The organism is Catellatospora sp. KI3 (assembly GCF_029948125.1).
In the GTDB taxonomy this organism is placed as follows: domain Bacteria; phylum Actinomycetota; class Actinomycetes; order Mycobacteriales; family Micromonosporaceae; genus Catellatospora.
The window spans coordinates 49382-72111 of the sequence record NZ_JASAMB010000028.1 but is presented as its reverse complement, the minus strand read 5'-3'; the positions used below and the strand labels follow the sequence as shown (position 1 = coordinate 72111).

The 22730-nt window shown below is 72.0% G+C and carries 19 protein-coding genes; 10 read left to right on the top strand and 9 right to left on the bottom strand.

What is annotated here, in order from left to right:
• Window positions 1-76: 76 nt before the first annotated feature.
• The gene (locus QEZ54_RS31740) at window positions 77-397 is read right to left on the bottom strand and encodes a hypothetical protein (RefSeq protein ID WP_281308436.1); all 321 of its coding nucleotides are present in this window, start codon (window positions 395-397) and stop codon (window positions 77-79) included.
• Window positions 398-591: 194 nt separating this feature from the next.
• Here QEZ54_RS31740 and lpdA point away from each other — a divergent pair, with 194 nt between their 5' ends.
• From lpdA to QEZ54_RS31725, 3 genes are all read left to right on the top strand, one after another.
• A complete protein-coding gene (lpdA, locus tag QEZ54_RS31735; protein WP_281308435.1) occupies window positions 592-1968 on the top strand; it encodes a dihydrolipoyl dehydrogenase in 1377 nt (458 codons plus the stop codon).
• Between the two features lie 65 nt (window positions 1969-2033).
• A complete protein-coding gene (gene sucB, locus QEZ54_RS31730) occupies window positions 2034-3797 on the top strand; it encodes a 2-oxoglutarate dehydrogenase, E2 component, dihydrolipoamide succinyltransferase (protein WP_281308434.1) in 1764 nt (587 codons plus the stop codon).
• 136 nt (window positions 3798-3933) lie between these two features.
• Window positions 3934-4836: a TIGR01777 family oxidoreductase gene (locus QEZ54_RS31725; RefSeq protein ID WP_281308433.1), complete on the top strand. Its 903-nt coding sequence runs from the start codon at window positions 3934-3936 to the stop codon at window positions 4834-4836.
• A gap of 72 nt (window positions 4837-4908) precedes the next feature.
• On the opposite strand, the gene QEZ54_RS31720 is transcribed toward QEZ54_RS31725, so the two are convergent.
• From QEZ54_RS31720 to QEZ54_RS31710, 3 genes are all read right to left on the bottom strand, one after another.
• Window positions 4909-6051, bottom strand: a complete 1143-nt coding sequence (locus QEZ54_RS31720) for a polyprenyl synthetase family protein (RefSeq protein ID WP_281308432.1) — start codon at window positions 6049-6051, stop codon at window positions 4909-4911.
• A 204-nt stretch (window positions 6052-6255) separates the two neighbouring features.
• Window positions 6256-6651 (bottom strand): SCO5389 family protein, encoded by a 396-nt coding sequence (locus tag QEZ54_RS31715; protein ID WP_281308431.1) that lies wholly within the window; start codon window positions 6649-6651, stop codon window positions 6256-6258.
• A 12-nt stretch (window positions 6652-6663) separates the two neighbouring features.
• Entirely contained in the window at window positions 6664-7641 is a 978-nt protein-coding gene (locus QEZ54_RS31710) for an ATP-binding protein (RefSeq protein WP_281308430.1), read from the bottom strand.
• A 191-nt stretch (window positions 7642-7832) separates the two neighbouring features.
• On the opposite strand from QEZ54_RS31710, the gene QEZ54_RS31705 reads away from it, so the two are divergent.
• Window positions 7833-9677 (top strand): DUF6541 family protein, encoded by a 1845-nt coding sequence (locus QEZ54_RS31705; RefSeq protein WP_281308456.1) that lies wholly within the window; start codon window positions 7833-7835, stop codon window positions 9675-9677.
• Window positions 9678-10076: 399 nt separating this feature from the next.
• On the opposite strand, the gene QEZ54_RS31700 is transcribed toward QEZ54_RS31705, so the two are convergent.
• Both QEZ54_RS31700 and QEZ54_RS31695 read right to left on the bottom strand, forming a co-directional pair.
• On the bottom strand, window positions 10077-11459 hold the full coding sequence (locus tag QEZ54_RS31700) for a hypothetical protein (protein ID WP_281308429.1): 1383 nt from the start codon (window positions 11457-11459) through the stop codon (window positions 10077-10079).
• 113 nt (window positions 11460-11572) lie between these two features.
• Complete coding sequence (locus QEZ54_RS31695) at window positions 11573-13579, bottom strand: MMPL family transporter (protein WP_281308455.1); 2007 nt, start codon at window positions 13577-13579, stop codon at window positions 11573-11575.
• Window positions 13580-13905: 326 nt separating this feature from the next.
• Here QEZ54_RS31695 and lipB point away from each other — a divergent pair, with 326 nt between their 5' ends.
• Window positions 13906-14562, top strand: coding sequence for a lipoyl(octanoyl) transferase LipB (lipB, locus tag QEZ54_RS31690; protein ID WP_281308428.1), 657 nt, complete (start codon window positions 13906-13908; stop codon window positions 14560-14562).
• A 199-nt stretch (window positions 14563-14761) separates the two neighbouring features.
• On the opposite strand, the gene aspS is transcribed toward lipB, so the two are convergent.
• A complete protein-coding gene (gene aspS, locus QEZ54_RS31685; protein ID WP_281308427.1) occupies window positions 14762-16030 on the bottom strand; it encodes an aspartate--tRNA(Asn) ligase in 1269 nt (422 codons plus the stop codon).
• 313 nt (window positions 16031-16343) lie between these two features.
• Between aspS and lipA the strand changes: the two genes are divergently transcribed.
• The 4 genes from lipA (at window position 16344) to QEZ54_RS31665 (ending at window position 19966) form a co-directional block, all read left to right on the top strand.
• Window positions 16344-17276, top strand: coding sequence for a lipoyl synthase (lipA, locus tag QEZ54_RS31680; RefSeq protein ID WP_281308426.1), 933 nt, complete (start codon window positions 16344-16346; stop codon window positions 17274-17276).
• Between the two features lie 32 nt (window positions 17277-17308).
• Entirely contained in the window at window positions 17309-17992 is a 684-nt protein-coding gene (locus QEZ54_RS31675) for a DUF4191 domain-containing protein (RefSeq protein ID WP_281308425.1), read from the top strand.
• 122 nt (window positions 17993-18114) lie between these two features.
• Window positions 18115-18687: a helix-turn-helix domain-containing protein gene (locus QEZ54_RS31670; protein ID WP_281308424.1), complete on the top strand. Its 573-nt coding sequence runs from the start codon at window positions 18115-18117 to the stop codon at window positions 18685-18687.
• 28 nt (window positions 18688-18715) lie between these two features.
• Complete coding sequence (locus tag QEZ54_RS31665) at window positions 18716-19966, top strand: MFS transporter (RefSeq protein ID WP_281308423.1); 1251 nt, start codon at window positions 18716-18718, stop codon at window positions 19964-19966.
• A 160-nt stretch (window positions 19967-20126) separates the two neighbouring features.
• Here QEZ54_RS31665 and QEZ54_RS31660 read toward each other — a convergent pair whose 3' ends face one another.
• Entirely contained in the window at window positions 20127-20492 is a 366-nt protein-coding gene (locus tag QEZ54_RS31660; protein WP_281308422.1) for an RDD family protein, read from the bottom strand.
• Window positions 20493-20729: 237 nt separating this feature from the next.
• On the opposite strand from QEZ54_RS31660, the gene glnA reads away from it, so the two are divergent.
• Window positions 20730-22163: a type I glutamate--ammonia ligase gene (gene glnA / locus QEZ54_RS31655; RefSeq protein WP_281308421.1), complete on the top strand. Its 1434-nt coding sequence runs from the start codon at window positions 20730-20732 to the stop codon at window positions 22161-22163.
• Between the two features lie 130 nt (window positions 22164-22293).
• On the opposite strand, the gene QEZ54_RS31650 is transcribed toward glnA, so the two are convergent.
• On the bottom strand, window positions 22294-22674 hold the full coding sequence (locus QEZ54_RS31650; RefSeq protein WP_281308420.1) for a holin: 381 nt from the start codon (window positions 22672-22674) through the stop codon (window positions 22294-22296).
• Window positions 22675-22730: the final 56 nt, after the last annotated feature.

Genomic DNA, 22730 nt, shown 5'->3' with positions numbered 1-22730 from the left:
TGGCCCATCTAGAGCACGTTTCCACTGGAAACAGTCCTCTGGATAGGCCAGCGTCAATGCTATGTGTAGGCGACCTTCAGGCGGTGCCGCCCCGCTTCTGGCGGGCGTTGTAGTCGCGCATGCGCTGCGGGTACCCCACCAGCTGGACGTCGTACACCGGCATGGCCAGCCGCTGGGCGAACTGGCGCACCGCCCCGGGGTTCGGCATGCGGCGCCGGGTCCACTCCCCGTCGTGGGCGATGAGGATGACCGTGGTCCCCGTCACCGTGGTACGCGGCTCGATGAAGGCCTCCACCCCCCGGCGGGACCGTACGAACTGCTCCAGGTACTCCAGATCTGCCGGATTCGCCGGCCGGTCGCCCGAGGGACCGCTGCCGCGGCGGCGGAACCAGCCCACTGTGCATCTCCTCTCCGCAACGGTGTGCGGTGAACCTACCGATGGGACACAAGAGTAGTCAGACGTGTCCTTGAGCACCTCGAGTGCGCGCGGCCCCGCCGACAGTGACAAGATGGCCGATGGTGGGCTGAGCACACGCTGGCGAGGCCTGCCCCTGGGCCTCACAGTGGCAATGACGCGACCTTGGAGCGATCGTGAGCGACACCTTTGACGTAGTCATCCTCGGCGGCGGAAGCGGGGGCTACGCCACCGCGCTGCGCGCGACACAGCTGGGTCTGTCCGTCGCGCTGATCGAGAAGGACAAGCTGGGCGGCACCTGCCTGCACCGGGGCTGCGTGCCCACCAAGGCGCTGCTGCACGCCGGCGAGGTCGCCGACCACACCCGCGACGCGGGCCACGTCGGCATCAAGGCCGAGCTGATCGAGATCGACATGGCCGGCGTCAACGCGTACAAGGACGGCGTCGTGGCCGGCCTGTACAAGGGCCTGCAGGGCCTGATCAAGCACGCCAAGGTCACCTACGTCGAGGGCACCGGCACGCTGGTCGCGCCCAACGCCGTCGAGGTGGACGGGCAGCGCTACACCGGCCGCAACATCGTCCTGGCCACCGGGTCGTACTCCAAGAGCCTGCCGGGCCTGGAGCTGGACGGCGAGAAGGTCCTGGCCAGCGAGCACGCGCTCCAGCTGGACCGGGTGCCCGCCTCCGCGATCGTGCTGGGCGGCGGCGTCATCGGCGTCGAGTTCGCCAGCGCGTGGAAGTCGCTGGGCGCCGAGGTGACCATCGTCGAGGCGCTGCCCCGCCTGGTCGCCGCCGAGGACCCGGACATCTCCAAGCAGCTGGAGCGCACCTTCCGCAAGCGCGGCATCAACTTCAAGGTCGGCAAGCCGTTCGAGAAGGTCGAGAAGACCGACACCGGCGTCAAGGTGACCATCGCCGGCGGCGACACGCTCGAGGCCGAGCTGCTGCTGGTCGCGGTGGGCCGCGGCCCGGCGACCGCCAACTGCGGCTACGAGGGCCAGGGCGTCACCATGGAGCGCGGCTTCGTGCTGACCGACGAGCGCCTGCGCACCAACATCCCCAACGTGTACGCCGTCGGCGACATCGTCCCCGGCCTGCAGTTGGCCCACCGCGGCTTCGCGCAGGGCATCTTCGTGGCCGAGGAGATCGCGGGCTTGAACCCGGCGCCGATCGTCGAGTCGGGCATCCCGCGCGTGACCTACACCGACCCGGAGATCGCGTCGGTCGGCCTCACCGAGGCGCAGGCCAAGGAGAAGCTGGGCGCCGACAACGTCGAGTCGTACAACTACAACCTCGGCGGCAACGGCAAGAGCAAGATCCTCAACACCCAGGGCTTCGTCAAGCTGGTGCGCCAGAAGGACGGCCCGGTCGTCGGCATCCACATGATCGGCGCCCGGATGGGCGAGCAGGTCGGCGAGGCGTCGCTGATCGTGAACTGGGAGGCCTTCCCGGCCGAGGTCGCGCAGCTGATCCACGCCCACCCGACCCAGAACGAGGCGCTGGGCGAGGCCCACCTGGCCCTGGCGGGCAAGCCGCTGCACGCGCACAACTGAGCGATTAAGCTCGCCTCGTCCTATTCCATACTGCGGATCTGCATTCAACTGAGGAGTCTGAAGCAATGCCGGTATCGGTAACCATGCCGCGGCTCGGCGAGAGTGTCACCGAGGGCACCGTCACCCGGTGGCTCAAGCAGGAGGGTGAGCGCGTCGAGGTCGACGAGCCGCTGCTCGAGGTGTCGACCGACAAGGTCGACACCGAGATCCCGTCGCCGGCCGCCGGCATTCTCAGCAAGATCCTCGTCGGCGAGGACGAGACCGCTGAGGTAGGCGCCGAGCTCGCCGTCATCTCGGGCGAGGGCGAGAGCCCGGCCGCCGCCGCGCCCGCTCCGGCGGCGCCCGCGGCGGCCGAACCCGCCCCCGCCGCCTCCCCGGCCCCGCAGGCCGCGGCTGCGGCCGAGCCCGCCGCCCCGGCTGCGGCTCCAGCGGCCGCGTCCTCCGGCGACGCCACGCCGGTGCGCATGCCCGCCCTGGGCGAGAGCGTCACCGAGGGCACCGTCACCCGGTGGCTGAAGGCGGTCGGCGAGACCATCGAGGTCGACGAGCCGCTGCTCGAGGTCTCCACCGACAAGGTCGACACCGAGATCCCGTCGCCGGTCGCGGGCACCCTGCTGGAGATCACCGTCGCCGAGGACGAGACCGCCGCCGTCGGCGCGCAGCTCGCCCTGATCGGCGCGGCGGGCGGGGCTCCGGCCGCCGCCGCTCCGGCCGCGCCCGCACCCGCCCCGGCCGCCCCGGCCCAGGCGGCTCCCGCCCCGGCCGCCCCGGCGCCCGCTGCTCCGGCCGCGCCCGCTGCTCCGGCCCCGGCTCCGGCCGCCGCCGCTCCGGCGCCCGCCGCGCCGACGGCGACCCCGGTGGCCGCGGCCCCCGCCGCCGCCCAGGCCCCGGCCAACGGCGACGGGTACGTCACCCCGCTGGTGCGCAAGCTCGCCGCCGAGCACGGCGTCGACCTGAACGCGCTGGCCGGCACCGGTGTCGGCGGGCGCATCCGCAAGCAGGACGTGCTGGACGCGGCCGCCAAGGCCAAGGCACCGGCTCCGGCCGCTGCCGCCGCCCCGGCGCAGGCCGCCCCGGCCGCCGCGCCGAAGTCGGCGCCCAGCCCGCTGCGGGGCCGCACCGAGAAGCTGTCCCGGCTGCGGGCCACCATCGCCAAGCGCATGGTGGAGTCGCTGCAGGTCTCGGCGCAGCTCACCACGGTGGTCGAGGTCGACGTCACCCGGATCGCGCGCCTGCGTGAGCAGGCCAAGGCCGACTTCGCGGCCAAGCACGGCGCGAAGCTGTCCTTCCTGCCGTTCTTCGCGCTGGCGGCGGTCGAGGCGCTGCGGCAGTTCCCGAACGTGAACGCGTCGCTCGACATGGAGGCCGGCACGGTCACCTACCACGACGCCGAGCACCTGGGCATGGCCGTGGACACCGACAAGGGCCTCATCGTCCCGGTGATCCGCAACGCGGGCGACCTGAACCTGGCCGGCCTGGCCCGGCGGATCGCCGACGTGGCCGAGCGCACCCGCACCAACAAGATCCTGCCGGACGAGCTGTCGGGCGGCACCTTCACGCTGACCAACACCGGCAGCCGGGGCGCCCTGTTCGACACGCCGATCATCAACCAGCCGCAGGTGGCCATCCTGGGCACCGGCGCGGTCGTCAAGCGCGCCGTGGTCGTGGACGACCCGGACCTGGGCGAGCTGATCCTGCCCCGGCAGATGGTGTACCTGGCCCTGTCGTACGACCACCGGCTGGTGGACGGCGCCGACGCGGCCCGGTTCCTCACCGCGGTCAAGGAGCGCCTGGAGGCGGGCAACTTCGAGGCCGAGCTCGGCCTCTGAGCGATCGTCCCGGCGAGGGGCGTCCCGGCAGCGGCCGGGGCGCCCCTCGCCCGTTTGACGGCGCCCGATGGCTCGGCGCGCCCGCGCCGGGCGGTGTCGGCCCGCCGCGGGCGCCCCGCTCGGGCATGATTGCCGTATGCGGATCGTGGTGGCGGGAGCCTCGGGCTTCCTCGGGCAGCCCTTGCTGGCGACGTTGCAGGCGCACGGCCACGAGGTGGTCCAACTCGTACGCCGCCCCGCCGGGCATCCGTCCGAGCGGCAGTGGGACCCGGCCGCCCCGGTCCGCCTGCCCGACGGCACCGACGCCGTCATCAACCTGTGCGGGGTCGGGGTGTCCGACCGCCGCTGGAGCGACGAGTACCAGGCGCTGATCCTGTCCAGCCGCCTCGTGCCCACGACGACGCTGGCCAACGCGGTGGCCGCACAGCGCATCCCGCTGCTGGTCAACGCCTCCGGTGTGGGCTACTACGGCGACACCGGCGACCGCGAGGTGACCGAGCTGTCGCCGGTCGGCGACGACTTCCTGGCCGGGGTGTCGCGGCACTGGGAGCAGGCGACCGCGCCCGCCGCCGACGCCGGGGCCCGGGTGGCGCTGCTGCGTACCGGCTACCCCCTGCACCGCGACGGCGGTTTCCTCAAGGCGCAGCTGGTGCCGTTCAAGATGGGGATAGGCGGGCGGCTGGGCAGCGGCCGGCAGTGGGTGCCGTGGATCTCGCTGGCCGACTGGCTGGGGGCGGTGGCGCACATCCTCGGCGACGACCGCATCGACGGCCCGGTCAACATGGTCGGGCCCGAGCCGGTCACCAACACCCAGTTCACCAAGGCGTTCGGCGCCGAGCTGCACCGCCCGACCCTGTTCCCCATCCCCAAGGCCGCCCTGAAGATGCTGTACGGCGAGTTCGGCAACGAGGCCTTCCGCAGCCTGCGCGTCCTACCCGCCGTCCTGCGCGAAACCGGCTACCACTACCACCACCGCACCGTCTCCCAGGCGCTGCGCGCCGCCATGACCGACCCCCTCCCCACCCCCACCCCACGTTGATCATGAACTTACGGACGTGTTCGACGGCGTGTCCCCACCCCGCCACCGTGATCACCGCCGTGCCGGCGGCAGTCAGCGGCGGCGGGTGACGGCCGCCACGGCCAGGGAGCGGAGGGTGTCGCGGGCGGCGGGGTCGATCGGCAGGGCGTCCAGTACGGCCAGGGCCTGGGCGCAGCGCTGCTCGATCAGCCCTTCGACCGCCTCGGGCGCACCGGTGGCGGCGATCGCCGCCCGCAGCCGCTGCGCGCTCCGTTCGCCCAGGTCGGCGCGGCCGTAGAGGCTGGTGATGGTGCGGGTCTGCGCCGTATCCGCGCGGGCCAGCGCCAGTCCGATCAGCACGGTCGGCTTGCCCTCGCGCAGGTCGTCCACGACGGACTTGCCGGTCTGCGCCGGCTGCCCGAACACGCCGAGCAGGTCGTCCCGCAGCTGGAACGCCGCGCCGAGCGGGTCGCCGAACCGCTCGAAGCCGTCGAGCAGCTCGCCGGGCGCGCCCGCGAGCGCGGCTCCGATCTGCAGCGGCCGGGTGACCGTGTACCGCGCCGTCTTGTACCGGATGACCTGCTCGGCCAGCGGCACCGAGCCGCCCGCCACGGTCAGGTCCAGGTACTGCCCGACCATCACCTCGCTGCGCATCAGGGCGAGCCAGTGCCGGGCGGCGGCCACCCGCCCGGGGTCGGCGCCCGCCTCCTCGAACATCTGGTCCGACCACATGGCGCACAGGTCCCCGGCGAGGATGGCCAGGCTCCCGGCCAGCCGGTCCCGATCGGCCGCCGCCCCCCGCAGCGGCGGCAGGCCGGTGAAGGCCCGGTGCAGGGTCGGCTCGCCCCGGCGCAGGTCGCTGGCGTCCATCAGGTCGTCGTGGATGAGCGCGAAGCTGTGGAACAGCTCCAGTGCGGCCGCAGCGGAGATCACCGCCTGCTCGTCGCGCGGGTCGAAGCCGGGCTCGGGCGCGGCCGCGCGCCAGCCCCAGTAGCAGAACAGGGGCCGCAGGCGCTTGCCGTCGGCCAGTACGAAGCGGCGGATCAGGCTCATCGCCTCGGTCAGCCCGGAGGCGGGCGTGCCGGGCGTCTGGGCTTCGACCGCGCCGAACTCCTCGGCGCGGCGGTTCAGGAACAGGGCGAGCGCGGCGTCGAAGCGCTGCCGCAGCAGCGCGGGTTCGGCGGCGGTGGTTCGGGTGGCGCGGCGTGGTGCGATGACGGGTATGGCACGCGACATGGCCGGCTCCTCTCCGGCTGGGCGCCCGGGTGCAGCGCTACCAACTTGACTAAGTCAATCATACGAGCAATTGCATTAATGCATACATGACACTGAACCTCAGTCTGTCCACCTCACGCGAATGAAGTTTCACTCATCGATGCCGCCGAAGCCGGACGCCACGCGGCCGGAGGACCCCGGTCCCCCGGCCGCGCGGCGTTCCGGTCAGCAGTCGCGCAGCTCAGGCGACTGGTTGCGCAGCTGCGCCAGCGGCGACACGAACTCGGCGTACGCGGCGCCGCCGACCGCCGACGGCGCGAACGCCGCCACCCGGTGGCAGTTCTGGAACGCGAACTTCACGCCGAAGTGCCGCTCCGCCGCGCCCCGGATCGAGTCACTGGCCAGCGCGCGCAGCAGCTGCCCGCGCTCGGCCTCGCTCGGCGGCGGCACGGCGTGCTCGCCGAAGGGCGCGGTCGGGTCGTCGCGCAGCTCCTGCGCGGCGGCCGTGAGCACCGCCCACGCGTACGGCAGCGACTCGCGTACGCAGTCGACGAACTCGGCGTCGTCGACCTGACCGGCCTCGGCGCGCTCCAGCAGCGCCACGGGCACCTCAAGGGACATGGGTACTTCCTCTCATCGGTGGTGCTCGGCGAGCTCGAGCCACTGCGGCCCGAGCACGAATCCGGGGTCGACCTGCGCGGCGAGGTCCTCGCCGCTGCGGGCGTTGCCCCAGGCCTGCGCGTTGCGCAGGTGGAACTCGACGGCCTGGGCGGTGTAGCGGTCCCAGTCCTTGGCGCAGCCGTCCACGGCGGCGCGGATCCGGTCGAGCGCCGCCCGGTTGGCGGGCTCCAGCTCGGCGATGGGGCGCGGGGCACCCCGCTCGGCGGCGCGCACGAACGACGACCGCCCCACCCAGGTGAGCAGGTCGTCCCCCACGTGCTCGCGCAGGAAGTCGACGTCCGACGCGTCGTCGATCTTGTTGCCGACCACGTGCACCCGCACCCCGAACTCCCGGGCGTACCCGATGTACTGCCGGTACACGCCCACGCTGCGCAGCGTCGGCTCGCACACCAGGAAGGTCGCGTCGAACCGGGTGAACAGCCCGGAGGCGAAGCTGTCGGCGCCGGCGGTCATGTCGACCACCACGTACTCCCCCGGCCCGTCGACGAGGTGGTTGAGCAGCAGCTCGACCGCGCCGACCTTGGCGTGGTAGCAGGCCACGCCCAGGTCCTCGGTGGCGAAGGGGCCGGTCACGGCCAGCCGGATGCCGCCGACGCGGCGTACCAGCCGGTCGTAGATCGGGTTGGGCCCGGCCACCCGCAGCAGGCGCGAGCCGCGCCCCGGCGGGGTGGTCTTGACCATCGCAGCGGCGGAGGAGATGAGCGGGTTGTCGCCGCGCAGGTACTCCTTGATCTGGCCGAGGTGGTCGCCCAGCGAGGGCAGCAGCACCGCCTCGTCCTCGCTGATGCCCAGCGCCGCGGCCAGGTGCTGGTTGATGTCGGCGTCGACGGCCAGCAGGGCAGCGGAGTCCTCCGCGGCCAGGTGCCGGGCCACCAGCGCCGCAAGGGTGGTCTTGCCACTACCGCCCTTGCCGACGAATGCCATCTTCATACTGCTATTGATACCCATTTTCAATAAGACCTCAACCACCGCGGGCCCGGCGTGTCGCCGCTGCTAAACTGCGCCGAGTGTCGATCGCCTCGCAGCGCACCCCGCTGACCACACCCGCGCCCAGCGCTCCCGACGCGACCCCGGCACCCGGCAGACCCCGCGCGTGGCGAGCCGACCTGCTGGTCGCCGCCGTGTCACTGCTCATCGCGGTATGGGTCACCGGCGCGCTCTGGGCCGATCCCGCCCACCGCGCCAGCGGCGTCAACTCCGGTGACCAGGCCTTCTTCGAGTGGCTGCTCTCCTACGGGGCGTACGCGGTCACGCACGGGGCCGACCCGCTCTTCACCCACCTGCTCAACGTGCCCGACGGCGTGAACCTCGCCGTCAACACCTCGATCACGGTGTACGCGGTCGCCTTCGCCCCGCTCACCATCCTGGCCGGGCCCACCGCCACCTTCCTGGCGATCCTCACCCTCAACCTGGCCCTGAGCGCCTTCGCCTGGTACCGCCTGTTCGCCCGCCACCTCGGCGCCGCCCCGTGGGCCGCCGCCGTCGGCGGGCTGTTCTGCGGCTTCGCGCCCGCGATGATCTCCCACGCCAACGCGCACCTGAACTGGACCGCCCAGTGGGTCATCCCGCTGATCATCGGCCGCTGCCTGCTGCTCATCCGGCGCGGCAGGCCCGTCCGCGACGGAGCGATCCTGGGCCTGCTCATCGCGGTCTGCTTCTCCATCGCCGCCGAGGCGCTGTTCTTCACCGCCCTCGCGCTCGGCGTGTTCACGCTCGTCTGGGCGCTGTCCCGGCGCGCCGAGACCCGCACGCTGCTGCGCCCGGCGCTGACCGGCCTCGGCACCGCCGCGCTGGTCGCGGGCGCGCTCCTGGCGTACCCCCTCTGGCTGCACTTCCTCGGCCCGCAGGGCTACCACGGCACCGGCTTCGACCCGAAGGTCCACAACGAGGACCTCGCCGCGTACGCCGCCTGGCCGGAGCGCTCCATCGCCGGTGCGCTCGGGCTCAACGCCAAGCTCGCCGCCAACCCGACCGAGGAGAACTCCTTCTTCGGCGCCCCGCTCCTGCTGCTGGTCATCGTCGGCCTGGTGCTGCTGTGGCGCCGCGCCGACCGGGCCCACCGGGCCACCCTGCGCGGGCTGGCCGTCGTGGCGGGCGTGTTCACCGTGCTGTCACTCGGCCCGGAACTGCGCTGGCTCGGCCGCCTCACCGGCACCCCGATGCCCGAGGCGCTCGTCGGCGGCCTGCCCGTCTTCAACGCCGCGCTACCGTCCCGCCTGGCCCTCATCGTCGCCCCGGTCTTCGGCCTCCTACTCGCCTGGCTCGGCACCACCCTGACCCGCCACCGGGCCCACCCCGCCACCGCCGAGCCCACCGCCCGTCCCGCCGACTCCGGACCCGCCGCCGACACTGAATCCAGCGCCGACACGGCCGCTACCCGGTCCGCCACCCCCGGCCGACCGCTGCCCGGACCCCGCTGGGCCTGGCTCGCCGCGTTCGCCGTCGCGCTGGTCCCCCTCTTTCCGACCCAGCTGTCGGCCCGCGACCGGGCGCCCGTTCCGCACTTCTTCGCCGACGGCACCTGGCGCCAGTACGTCGCCGACGGCGGCACCGTGGTCCCCGTCCCGATCACCAACGACCTGCTGCCCGACGGCCAGCGCTGGCAGGCGGCCGCCCTGGCCGACGCGGCCGGTGCGGGCGAGGGCGTGTTCCGGCTGCCCGCCGGGTTCTTCCTCGGCCCCGGCGGTCCCAACGGCACCGGCCGGATCGGCCCGATCCCGCGCCCCACCCAGACGCTGCTCGAAGAAGTCGCCAAGACCGGCACCGTGCCGCCGATCGGCGAGGCCGAACGGGCCGCGCTGCGCGAGGATCTGCGCTACTGGCACGGCTCGATCGTGGTGCTCGCCGACGACGTACACGGCGCCCACTGGCCGACGTACCAGCCCGCGCTGCTCCAGACCATGACCGCCCTGCTCGGCGCCCCCGAACGCGTCGACGACGTCTGGCTCTGGCGTACCCCCGCCTGACCCGGCCCCGGTCAGCTACTCGGCGGCGGTCGGCTGGGCGAGCAGGGTAACGCGAAGGGCCGGTGATCACCGCCTGCGGTCACAAGCCGTGGTTCAGGCCGACGTTCTGACCTCAGACGGCGACCAACAGCCGAAACAGGCCCGGAGATCGCGGTCTCCGGTCACATCACCGCCCACCCGCTGGCCCTATCCCACCTTCGGCCCAGAGACGCCGACCATCGCCGCCAGCTGACCCGAGATCGCGGCTTCGGGTCACATTGCTCGCACTTACACGAGGTTCTGACCGGCGAGAGTGATCTTCGAGCAGCGCGGCTCCAGCGACCGTCGGGCCGACGGTGACATCGTGGAGCTGGTCGGTGGTGGCCGGGTGGTACGCCGGTGGCGGTCCTGATCAGCGGCTCACCAGCGCCACTCGGCGCGGGCCAGGCGCGGGGCGACCCGCTCGGCCCAGGCCGCGCGGGTGCTCGCGGCGATCCGGCGCACCAGCGGCACTCCGAGCCAGAGCAGCACCCCGCCGCTGTAGGCCGCGCTCACCCACTGCCCCGCCGTCAGGTAGCGGAACTGCCAGGACACCAGCGGGTACCACAGCGAGCTGTACTCGGGGCTGTGCCAGCACAGCGCCTCGACCGACTGCGGGGTGTTGAAGCAGGCGGTCGGCCACAGCTCGTGCCACAGCAGGCTGTTCAGGCCGATCCATACCGACACGATCAGCACGGCCAGGGTGAGCAGGTCGGCGCCGAGGCGCGCCTGCCGGTGCCCGAGGCGCAGGGCCAGTGCGAGCGAGGCGGGCAGGATCCCGGCGAGGAAGAAGCGCGGGCCCCAGCTCATGCCGCCGTACCAGGCCCACCAGGGGGCGTAGACCAGCAGCAGGCCGCCGAGGAAGGTGAGCCAGAGGCGCTGCAGCCGGGCCAGGTCGAGGCCGGTCGGGCCGAGGTCGGCCAGCGGTCCGCGGATGGGCAGGAACATGCCGGGCAGGTACCAGACCAGGCCGCGGCCGAACGAGAACAGCAGGGCGAGCAGGCCGAAGAAGACGGGGTACGAGAATCCGGGGCGGCCCGAGAACGGCATGATGTCCTTGGCCCCGCGGTCGCCGACGTAGCCGCCGTGGCGTACCAGGATCTCCAGCAGCACCAGCGCGGCCGCCGCGACCACCGGCAGCACCAGCCGCAGGCGCCGGTCGCGCCACAGCTGCGACAGGCCGACCAGGCCCAGCCCGACCAGGGTGGCCGGGGTGTTGACCGCCCCGACGACCATCGACGCCCAGCCCCAGCCGCGGCGGCGACCGCGGACCACGACCACGATGCCGACCATCACGAAGATCATGGTGAACGGCTCGCTGCCGTAGTGGCCGACGTCCGGCGCGATCATGCTGGCGGACACGGTGAGCAGCAGGAACCGGCGGATCAGCGTGCCGGGCACCAGCCCGCGCAGCAGCAGCGCCAGCGCGCCCAGCCCGGCGGTGAAGACGACCAGGTTGAAGTAGCGGATGCCGGCCTCGGGCGTGGCGACGAGCTTGCCGAGCAGCCACAGCGGCGTGGAGAACAGCGGCCCCATCAGCGAGTACTCGCTGTGGTCCACCCGTCCTTCGGCGAGCAGCGCGGTGATGCTGCGCAGCCGGTCGGCGCCGTCGGCGACCGGGCCGAGCTGCTGGCCGAAGACCAGCCGGGCGAGCCCGGCGACGATCAGCACGGTCTCCACGACGGCGGTCCAGCCCGGACGGCGCGGGTCCGGTGACTGCTCCGCGGTGACCTGCGCTCGGGTTTCGATGGTGGTCGTCGACACGCCGGATACCTTACGGCCCGGCCGACCGCACCCGCCGCACCGGCGGACCGCACGTGAAGAAGGGCCCCTTCCACCTCGCATTGCGATAAGAAGGGGCCCTTCCTTACGTCAGGTCAGGCGGAGCGGCGCCAGAGCTTGCCGGGCCACCAGACGAAGCGGCCGATGTCGATCGTCAGCGCGGGGACGAGCAGGGAGCGCACCAGCAGCGTGTCCAGCAGCACGCCGAACGCCACCGCGAACGCGATCTCGACCACGAACACCAGCGGGAGTACGGCCAGGGCCGCGAAGGTGGCGGCGAGCACGACGCCCGCCGAGGTGATGACGCCGCCGGTGACCGCCAGGCCCTTGAGGGTGCCGTCCTTGTGGCCGATCCGGCCGGCCTCCTCGCGTACCCGGGTCATCAGGAAGATGTTGTAGTCGACGCCGAGCGCCACCAGGAACACGAACGCGAACAGGGGGTACGACGAGTCGGCGCCCGGGAAGTCCAGGATGTCGGTGAACACGAACCCGGAGATCCCCAGCGTGGCCAGGTACGACAGCACCACGGTGGCGATGAGCAGCAGCGGAGCGATGAGCGAGCGCAGCAGCACCATCAGGATCAGGAAGATCACGCCGAGCACCAGCGGGATGATGACGTTGCGGTCGCGCTGCGAGGTCTGCTGCACGTCGACGTTGATCGCGGTGAACCCGCCGACCTTCGCCTCGGCGCCCTCGATCGCGTGCACCGCGTCGCGCAGCCGGTGCACGGTGTCGGCGGCGGCGGTGGAGTCCGCCGCGTCGGCGAGCGTGGCGTCGATGCGGACCAGCCCGTCGACCACCTTCGGCTGCGCGTTCGGGATCGGGAACGGGCCGGTGTAGGCGTGCGCCTCGGCTACGCCGCCGGTGGCCCGTACCACGGCGAGGGTCTGGTCGAGCTTGTCGGCCCGGACCACGATCTCGGCGGGGCTGCCGGTGCCGCCCGGGAAGTGCGCGGTGGTCAGCTCCTGCGCGGCGACCGAGTCGGGGCGGCCGGTGAAGCCCTCGGTCTGCGGGATGCCCTCGGCCTTGAGCTGGGTCAGCCCGGCCACGCCCGCCAGCAGCAGGAACGCGGTGGCGATCCAGACCAGCCGGGCGCGGCGGCCGACCAGCGCGGAGACCTTCGCCCAGATGCCGCGCTCCTCGGCGGGCGCGGAGCCGAACTTCGGCCGTACCGGCCAGAACGCGACCCGGCCGAGCAGCACCAGGATGGCGGGCAGCAGGGTCAGCGAGACGAGCAGGCTGCTGGCGATGCCGATGGCGCCGACCGGGCCGAGGCCCTTGTTGGAGGCCAGGTCGGAGACGAGCAGGCAGAGCAGGCCGAGGATGACGGTGGCGCCGCTGGCCAGGATCGGCTCGAACGAGGCGCGCAGCGCGGTCCGCATCGCGTCGAAGCGGTCCTCGGTGCGGCGCAGCTCCTCCCGGAAGCGCGACACCAGCAGCATCGCGTAGTCGGTGGCCGCGCCGAGCACCAGCACGTCCAGGATGGCCTGGCTCTGGCCGGAGACGGTGATGACGTCGTTCTTGGCCAGCAGGTAGACCACGCCGTTGGCCAGCGCGAACGCCAGACCGGCGCCGAACAGCACCACCACGGGCAGGATCGGGCTGCGGTACACGATCAGCAGGATGACGGCGATGATGCCGACGGTGACGCCCAGCAGCAGGCCGTCGATGGAGCCGAACACGGCCATCATGTCGGTGAGGATGCCGCCGAGCCCGCCCACGTGGGCCTGCAGGCCGTCGGCGGTGCCGGTGTGGTCGCGGATCCACTCCACGTAGTCGACGTTCTTCTGCGCGTCGGTCTCCGAGAACAGCACCGTGACCTGTACGGACCTGCCGTCGGCGGAGGGCTGGGGCACCAGCGGCACGTCGACGAGGTGGGCGCCGAGCTCGGACTTGATCGCGGCGAGCTGGCTCGCGATGGTCGTCTGGTCGGCCTCGGTGAGGCCGGTGTCGCGTGCGTAGATCAGCTGGGCCGGTACGGCGTCGAGGCCGGCGAAGCCCTTGGCCAGGTCGAGCACGGCGGTCGCCTCGGCGCTCTCGGGCAGGAAGGACGCGTTGTCGTTCTTCTGCACCTCGCTCACCTTGCTGGACAGGCTGCCCATGCCGCCGCCGACCAGCAGCCAGAGCACCAGCGCCACGGCGGGCAGCACCCAGCGCCACGGCCGGACCGTCGCGGGCGGCTGTGCGCCGCCCGTGCCCGGGTCGTCGACCCGAGACTCCTTCTTCTCCCGCGTCGCCGTCATGGCCGAGGCGTCCTCTCCCGCGTGTGACCAGCAAGGTGTCAGCACGTGCCACTATTTGTGAAAACTTTCACGAGCATGACTTGCGGCTCACATTACCGATCGCGGGCCGGGCACGCATTCACGGGTGCGGGTGACCCCGGCCACGTACGGGGCCACGGGTCCCCCGCGCGAGTAGCCTGAGCGACGTGACCAGCACCGCGATTCCCACGCTCGCCGTACGCCGCGCGGGCACCGTCGACTACCTGACCGCCTGGGACGAGCAGCGCCGCCTGCACGCCGGCGTCGTGGCGGGCACCGAGCCCGACACCGTGCTGCTGCTGGAGCACCCGAGCGTGTACACCGCCGGCAAGCTCACCGAGCCGTGGGAGCGCCCGTTCGACGGCACGCCCGTCGTGGACGTCGACCGCGGCGGCAAGATCACCTGGCACGGGCCGGGGCAGATCGTCGGGTACCCCATCGTCAAGCTGCCGGTGATCCGCGGCGGCCTGGCCGACGTGGTGGCGCACGTGCGCCGCACCGAGCAGATGCTCATCGACGTCTGCGCCGAGCTGGGGCTGACGACCGAGCGAGTCAAGGGGCGCTCCGGGGTGTGGGTGCGCGCGGACGAGCGCGGGCCCGACCGCAAGGTCGCCGCGATCGGCATCCGGGTCGCGCGCGGCGTGAGCCTGCACGGGTTCGCGCTCAACTGCGATCCGGACCTGACCTGGTACGACCGCATCGTGCCGTGCGGCATCAAGGACGCCTCGGTGACCTCCCTGACGGCGGAACTGCACCGCGACGTGACGGTCGACGAGGTCCTCCCCATCGTCGAACGCCACCTCCACACCATCATGGCCAGCTGACCCAGCAGCCCGAGAGTCCCCTCTCGCCCGCCCCACCCCGTTCTTGAATCGACGGTGGCCTATCTAGAGCACGATTCTCCGAAATCCGTCCTCTAGATAGGCCACCGTCGATGCTAGGTGGGCAGCGACCAGCGCCGCGCGACACATGGAAGCGCCGCGCGGCGCGGGACACGGCTCGGTGCCGCGCTGCGGGGACCGCTCAGGGGGTGACGCGGTTGAGGTCGCGAGGGAAGGCGCTGACCTCGCGGATGTTCGCCGCGCCGGTCAGGCGGGCCGTGAAGCGCTCCAGCCCGATGGCGAAGCCGCCGTGCGGGGGCATCCCGTGCCGGAACGCCTGCAGGTACGACTCGTAGGCCGCCGTCGTCTCCCCGTGCGCCGCCAGCGCCGCCGCGTAGTCGCTGTAGCGGTGCAGCCGCTGCCCGCCGGTCACCATCTCCAGCCCCCGGAACAGCAGGTCGAAGCTGTTGGACCAGCGCGCGTCCCCGGGCTCGGGGTGGGTGTAGAACGGCCGCTTGGCCATCGGGTACCCGGTGACGAAGACGAAGTCGCTGCCGTGCTCGCGCACCGCCCACTCCCCGATCGCCCGCTCGTGCGCGGGCGCCAGGTCCGGCTCGTCCTCCGGCGCGCCCGCGATCTTCAGCGCCTCGCTGAAGTGCAGCGCCGGAATCTCGGCCGGTACCTCGGGCAGCGCGTACTCGTAGCCCAGCTCGCCGACGCGGCCGACCATCCCGGCGACCACCTCGCGCAGCACCGCCATCACGTCGCGGTGGTCGCCGATGAACCCCAGCTCCGCGTCGAGTGAGGTGTACTGGGCCAGGTGCCGGGTGGTGTCGCTGGGTTCGGCCCGGAACACCGGCCCGACCTCGTACACGCGCTCGAAGACGCCGACCATCATCTGCTTGTAGAACTGCGGCGACTGGGCCAGGTAGGCCGGGCGGCCGAAGTAGTCGATCGCGAAGACGTTGGCGCCGGACTCGGTCGCGGTCGCCGTGATCTTCGGCGTGTGGATCTCGGTGAAGCCGAGCCCGTCCAGGGTCTGCCGGAAGCCCCCGGCCGCGGCGGCGGCCACGCGCAGGCCCCGCGAGCGCGACGGGTGCCGCAGCGAGATCGGGGCGGCGTCGAGCTGCGTGGGCAGGCCCGCGCCCAGCACCGGCCGGTACAGGTCGAACGGCGGCGCCTCGGCGGGCTCGCCGAGCAGCCGTACCCCCACCTCGGTGAGCTCGACCCCGCCCGGAGCCGCCGGGTTGGCGGTCACCGTGCCCTCGACGGCGACGACGGTCTCCTCGGGCAGCGCCTCGACCAGCTCGCGCGGCCCGGGTTCGGTGATGACGGCCTGGCTCAGTCCCGCGGCGTCGCGCACGATCAGGAAGGCGACCGATTTGAGCAGCCGGCGGCGATGGATCCAGCCGGCGATGGTGATCCGTGCGCCCACGTGCGCGGGCAGCTCAGCGGAAAGGATGCGTTGCATGGGTGTTTACCTCCGGGTTCTTCCGCAACGCCATCCCCAAAGGGGTGTGGGCGGTTTGGGAACCCGCGGTGCCACCACACCTTCACCCGCGACCGGATCGTCCGGCCGGGGCCTCATGCAGCACGGGTCGGGGCCATACGAGCGCGGCGGCTCGACCCGGGCGTCACTCCGGTGATTCGCCCCGTTCCTGCTGTTGAGCGACGACGCTAGCGGCCCGCGCCGCCGCGGGCAACCGTTTTCGTGGCGTGGCGGGCGCTGAGACGTCCGTTACCCGCGCTGAGATCAAGGGGTCGTCGGCGCGTACGCTGGCCGCATGACCATCGTCGCTCCCGAGGGCCGGCGCCTGCTGCGCGTGGAGGCCCGAAATGCCGAGACGCCGATCGAGCGCAAGCCCGAGTGGATCAAGGTCAAAGCGAAGATGGGCCCGGAGTTCACCCAGCTGCACTCGCTGGTGAAGCGGGAGGGCCTGCACACGGTCTGCCAGGAGGCGGGCTGCCCCAACATCTACGAGTGCTGGGAAGACCGCGAGGCGACCTTCCTCATCGGCGGTGACCAGTGCACCCGCCGCTGTGACTTCTGCCAGATCGACACCGGCAAGCCCGCCGAGTTCGACGCCGACGAACCCCGCCGGGTCGGCGAGTCGGTGGCGACGATGGGCCTGAAGTACGCCACCGTGACCGGTGTGGCCCGCGACGACCTGCCCGACGGCGGCGCCTGGCTGTACGCCGAGACCGTCCGCCAGATCCACAACCTGGTCCCCGGCTGCGGTGTCGAGCTGCTGATCCCCGACTTCAACGCCGTCCCCGAGCAGCTGGCCGAGGTGTTCGCGGCCGCGCCCGAGGTCCTGGCGCACAACGTGGAGACGGTGCCGCGCATCTTCAAGCGCATCCGGCCCGCGTTCCGCTACGAGCGCTCCCTCGAAGTGATCACCAAGGCCCGCGAGGCCGGGCTGGTCACCAAGTCGAACCTGATCCTGGGCCTGGGCGAGGAGCGCGAAGAGGTCTCGCAGGCGCTGCGCGACCTGCACGCGGCCGGGTGCGAGCTGATCACCATCACGCAGTACCTGCGCCCGACCCCGCGCCACCACCCCGTGGAGCGCTGGGTGAAGCCGGAGGAGTTCGTCGAGCTGAGCACGGAGGCGACCGAGATCGGTTTCGCCGGTGTGATGAGCGGTCCGCTCGTTCGCTCGTCGTACCGGGCCGGACGCCTGTACCGTCAGGCCCTGGCAGCCCGTACCGCCGCCTGAACCGTCGACACTGACCCTTAGGATCCACACCCATGGCAAAGGCCGAAGAAAAGGTCTCCTTCTTCCAGCGGTTGAAGCAGATCGGCATGGTGTTCTCGTTCACCGCCAAGCAGGACCGCTGGTTCGTGCCGCTGGTCGCGGCCGCCGCGCTGATCCCGCTGGCCGTGACGATCGCCGCCGTGCTGCTCGGCGCCGGCTGGCTGTGGCTTCCGATCGGCATCCTGTTCGCGCTGCTCGCGGTGCTCATCGTGCTCAACCTGCGGTCCAACACCGCGATGATGAACATGATGGAGGGCCAGCCGGGCGCGGCAGGCCAGCTGGTCGAGCAGATGCGCGGCGACTGGCGGGTCAAGCAGGCCGTCAGCGCGACCGCGCAGATGGACGTGGTGCACCTGGTGATCGGCAAGCCGGGCGTCATCCTGCTGGCCGAGGGCGCTCCGCAGCGGGTCAAGCCGCTGCTCGGCGAGCAGAAGCGCCGCCTCGCCAAGGTCATCGGCGACACCCCGCTGTACGACTACATCATCGGCACCGAAGAGGGCCAGCTGTCGATCCGCAAGCTGCGCTCGACGCTGCTGCGCCTGCCCGTGCGCCTCAAGGGCAAGGACATCAACGCGCTGGACCGGGCGCTGACCGCGCTCACCGCGCGCCCGCAGATGCCCAAGGGCGGCCTGCCCAAGGAGTTCCGCCCGAAGATGCCCCGCGGCCGCATGCGCTGACGCGAACCCGTACGAAAAAGGCACCCTGCTCAGGGTGCCTTTTTCGTGGCCACATACATCGATAATCATGAGATCCAGTAGGAACCTTCCGGAACGCGAATACTTGATCTAGCGTATGGATCATGCGACGCATCACCGATCCGCAGGCGCTCAAAGGGCTGGCGCAGCCGATCCGGCAGAAGCTGTACCGGCTGCTGGTGCAGCTCGGGCCGTCGACCGGCGCGACCCTGTCCCGGCGACTGGGCACCGACCCCGGGCAGACCAGCTACCACCTGCGCGAACTGGCCCGGCACGGCTTCGTCGAGGATGTGCCGGAGCTGGCCCGCGACCGCCGCGAGCGCTGGTGGCGCGCCGTGCCCGGCTCCACCGGCTGGGCGCACGTCGACTTCACCACCCCGGAGGCCCAGGCCGTCGCCGCCGCGGCCAAGGCCCAGGTCGTCATCGACGAGTTCGAGCGGGTACGCGCCTACGAGCGCGCCCGCGAGACCTGGAGCCCCGCCTGGCAGGCCGCCGCGACCAGCAGCGACTCGTTCCTGCGGCTCACCGCCGACGAGCTGGCCGAGCTCACCGGCGAGCTGCACGGGGTACTGGTGCGCTGGGCCCGCCTCGGCCGCGAACGCGCCGCCGCCCCGGAGCCCGACCCCGATCGCGAGCACGTCTTCCTCTTCTTCCACGCCTTCCCCGAGCGTCCCTGACCGCCGCGAACCCCCTGGAGCGCCCCGCATGACCACCGCCACCCTCACCCCCGCCCCGGCGGCCACCCCGGCCCGGCCCGTCCACCGCGAACCCGGCTACCTGCGCTACGTGGCCGGCCAGGCCGTGTCCGTCCTCGGCGACCAGGTCTGGTACGTCGCGCTGTCGTACACGGCGGTACAGCTCGCCGACCCGGCCACCGCGGGCGCCGTCCTGGCCGTCTCCTCGGTGCCGCGGCTGCTGCTCCTGCTGTTCGGCGGGGCGATCGTCGACCGGTACAGCCCGCGCCGCCTCATGATCGGCAGCGACCTGGCCCGGGGTGCGATCGCCCTGGTCACCGCCGCCGTCGCGCTCGCCCAGCCGAGCGTCGCGCTGCTGGTGGTGGTCGCGCTCGCGTTCGGTGTCGCCGACGCGCTGTTCCTGCCCGCCGCGGCCACCATGCCGCCGCGCCTGCTGGCCCCCGCGCAGCTCACCAGCGGGCTGGCCCTGTCCGGCCTGGCCGCGCGCCTGGCGCTGACCCTCGGCGCGCCGCTGGGCGGCCTGCTGCTGCCGCTGGGCGGCCTGCCGCTGGCCTGCCTGGTCAACGCGGTCACCTTCGCCATCTCAGTGCTGGCGCTGTGGTCGGTGCGCCCGGCACCCGCCCCCGCCGCCACCGTCCGCACCCCGCTGGGCGCCTCGATCCGCGAGGGCCTGCGGTACCTGGCCGGCCACCGCGTGCTGCGCGGCACGCTCGGGGTGTCCCTGCTGGTCAACATCGGTTTCGTCGGGCCGATGAACGTCGGGCTCGCGCTGGTCGCGGCCGACCGGGGCTGGGGCGCGGGCGGCATCGGGGCCATGCTCGCCGGGTTCGGCGCCGGCGCCGCGCTGGGCAGCCTCGCCATGCTGCGGGTACGCCCGAAGCGCAGCCTCGGCCCGGTGCTGGCCCTCGGCGCGGCGGTCCAGGGGGTGGCCGTGTTCGCGGTCGCGCTCGCCCCGGCCCAGGTGTGGGCGGTGGCCGCCACGGCCGTCGTGGGGCTCACCAGCGGGCCGCTCGGGGTGCTGCTGTCGGCGCTGGTGCAGGGGCACACCGCCGACACCCACCGGGGGCGGATCGCGAGCGTGAACACGCTGGCGAGCCTGGGGGTGACGCCGCTGGCGATCGCGGCGGTGGGCGCCGCGGCCGGGGCGTTCGGAACGGTGGCCACGTTCGCGGGCAGCGCCTCGCTGGAGCTGCTCGCGGCGGTGCTGTGCCTCGCGGTCCCGGCCCTGCGCCGCGCCCGGTTGACCGCACCGTCCGTGTGACCGGCGCGCGCCCGGCTGATCCGTCGCCGCACCCCACCCGTCCCGCCTTAAATCGACGCTAGCCTATCTAGAAGACAGTTTTGTCCGAAACCGTCTTCCAGATAGGCCAGCGTCAATAAAAGGCGGGGCGGGACCAGCGGGGGCGGATCGACCGGGCGGGTCAGGCGGCGGGGCGGATGAGGGTGCCGGCGGCGCGGTCGTGCAGGCCGCGGCGCTCGGGGTCCATCACCAGGGCCGGGATGACCAGGGCGAGCAGGATGCCGCGCAGGGCGCCGCGAAGTAGGCCGACCGGCTGACCCGTCTGCTCGCCGAGGCAGGTAATCTTCGCCAGACGCATGCCGGGCGTCTGGCCGAACAGGCCCACGAAAAAGGTGTATTCGGCAACGAGCACGACAACCGGGGCCCAACCGTCCACCATCGGGCGGGCGAAGATCCCGGCGATCAGGACGCACAGCATCCAGTCGAGCAGCAGGGCGCCGAAGCGCCGGGCCAACGACGGAACAGCAGGTAGCGAGGCGTCTGTCACCCGGTGAGCGTACCGCCCGGGTCGACGGACCCCCACCGGGCCGGTTTACAGGTGACGTAACACGGCCGAAACAAAACTGACACGGCCGGGCAACGCCGCGGTTCTAGCGTCGCGACCAGCCAATGGCCACCCGACGCAACGCAGCGCCGTCGGCCGCGTTTCCCAGGGAAGAGCCCCCGAGAGATGTGCTGAGTGGGGGCCGTGAGCTCCCAGAGACCATCCGTGCCAGGAGGACGTGTGTTCGCCAACTCCGAAGAACTGCTTCGGTACATCAAGGACGAAGACGTCAAGTTCGTCGACGTCCGCTTCTGTGACCTGCCCGGCGTGATGCAGTTCTTCACGGTGCCGGTGCAGTCGTTCGACGCGAGCGTCTTCTCCGACGGCCTCGCCTTCGACGGCTCGTCCATCCGCGGCTTCCAGCAGATCCACGAGTCGGACATGCTGCTGCTGCCGGACGTGACCACGGCGTTCATCGACCCGTTCCGGATCCAGAAGACGCTGGCGCTGAACTTCTTCATCCACGACCCGTTCACGCGTGAGGCCTACTCGCGTGACCCGCGCAACGTGGCGAAGAAGGCCGAGGCGTACCTGGCCGCCAGCGGCATCGCCGACACCGCGTACTTCGGCGCCGAGGCGGAGTTCTACATCTTCGACTCGATCCGCTACTCCACCCAGGCGAACCAGGCGTTCTACCACATCGACTCGATCGAGGGCGCCTGGAACACGGGTGCGGCCACCAACGCCGACGGCTCGGCCAACCGCGGCTACAAGCCCGGCTACAAGGGCGGCTACTTCCCGGTCGCGCCAACCGACCACTACGCGGACCTGCGCGACACCATGGTGACCAACCTGGTGAACCTCGGCTACACCGTCGAGCGCGGCCACCACGAGGTCGGCACCGCCGGTCAGGCTGAGATCAACTACAAGTTCTCGACGCTGCTCGCCTCCGGCGACCAGATGCAGCTGTTCAAGTACGTCATCAAGAACACCGCCTGGCAGGCCGGCAAGACGGCGACCTTCATGCCGAAGCCGCTGTTCGGTGACAACGGCTCGGGCATGCACACCCACCAGAGCCTCTGGCTGGGCGGCGAGCCGCTGTTCTACGACGAGACCGGCTACGCCGGCCTGTCGGACATGGCCCGCTGGTACATCGGCGGTCTGCTGCACCACGCGCCGTCGCTGCTGGCCTTCACCAACCCGTCGGTCAACTCGTACCGCCGCCTGGTGCCGGGCTTCGAGGCGCCGGTCAACCTGGTGTACTCGCAGCGCAACCGCTCCGCCTGCACCCGTATCCCGGTCACCGGCACGAACGCGAAGGCCAAGCGCATCGAGTTCCGCTGCCCCGACCCGTCGTCGAACCCGTACCTGGCGTTCTCGGCGATGCTGATGGCCGGTCTGGACGGTATCCGCAACAAGATCGAGCCCCCGGCTCCGATCGACAAGGACCTCTACGACCTGCCGCCGGAGGAGGTCGCGAACGTGACCCAGGTGCCGGGCTCGCTGTCGGACGTCCTGAACTCGCTCGAGAAGGACAACGACTACCTGCAGGCCGGTGGCGTGTTCACCAGCGACCTGATCGAGACCTGGATCGACTACAAGCGGTCCAACGAGATCGACCCGGTCCGCCTGCGTCCGACCCCGCACGAGTTCCAGATGTACTTCGATTGCTGATGTAGTCAGTCAGCAAGCAGAAAGGGCCGGGCTCTCGCCCGGCCCTTTCTGCTTGCTGGCAGTCGGTGCAGTTTCGGGGATAGTGCGGGAAACGCGACCAAGATTCGTGCAACTTCCCCGAAACTGCGCGCTACTTCCGCGCGGGGGCGGGGGCGTCGTCGGGGGCGGCGGCGGGGGCCGGAGTGGGGGCCGGGGCGGCGGGTTCGGCGGTGGCGGTGGCGGTGGCCACGGCGACGGCGGCCGGGGAGGCGCCCAGCAGCGGGGCGGCCGCCCCGACGAGGCTGGGGCTGTTCGCGGCGCCGATCGGGCCAGATCCGATCGACATCAGCACCGACAGCAGGGCGGCGCTGACCGCCAGCGACAGCGCCCCGCGCCACTCGATGGCGGTGACGTCGACCCCGACGGCGCCGCTGAACGAGCCGACTCCGAACGCCGCGATCAGGGCCTGGACGAAGGTCTTGATCGCACGCTCCATGGTGCCGATCCAGAACTGCTTGTTGAGCAGGTACATGCCATTGCTCCCTAAGGGGTGAAGCCAAGACGGGCATGAGCCTAGATGCCCGGGGT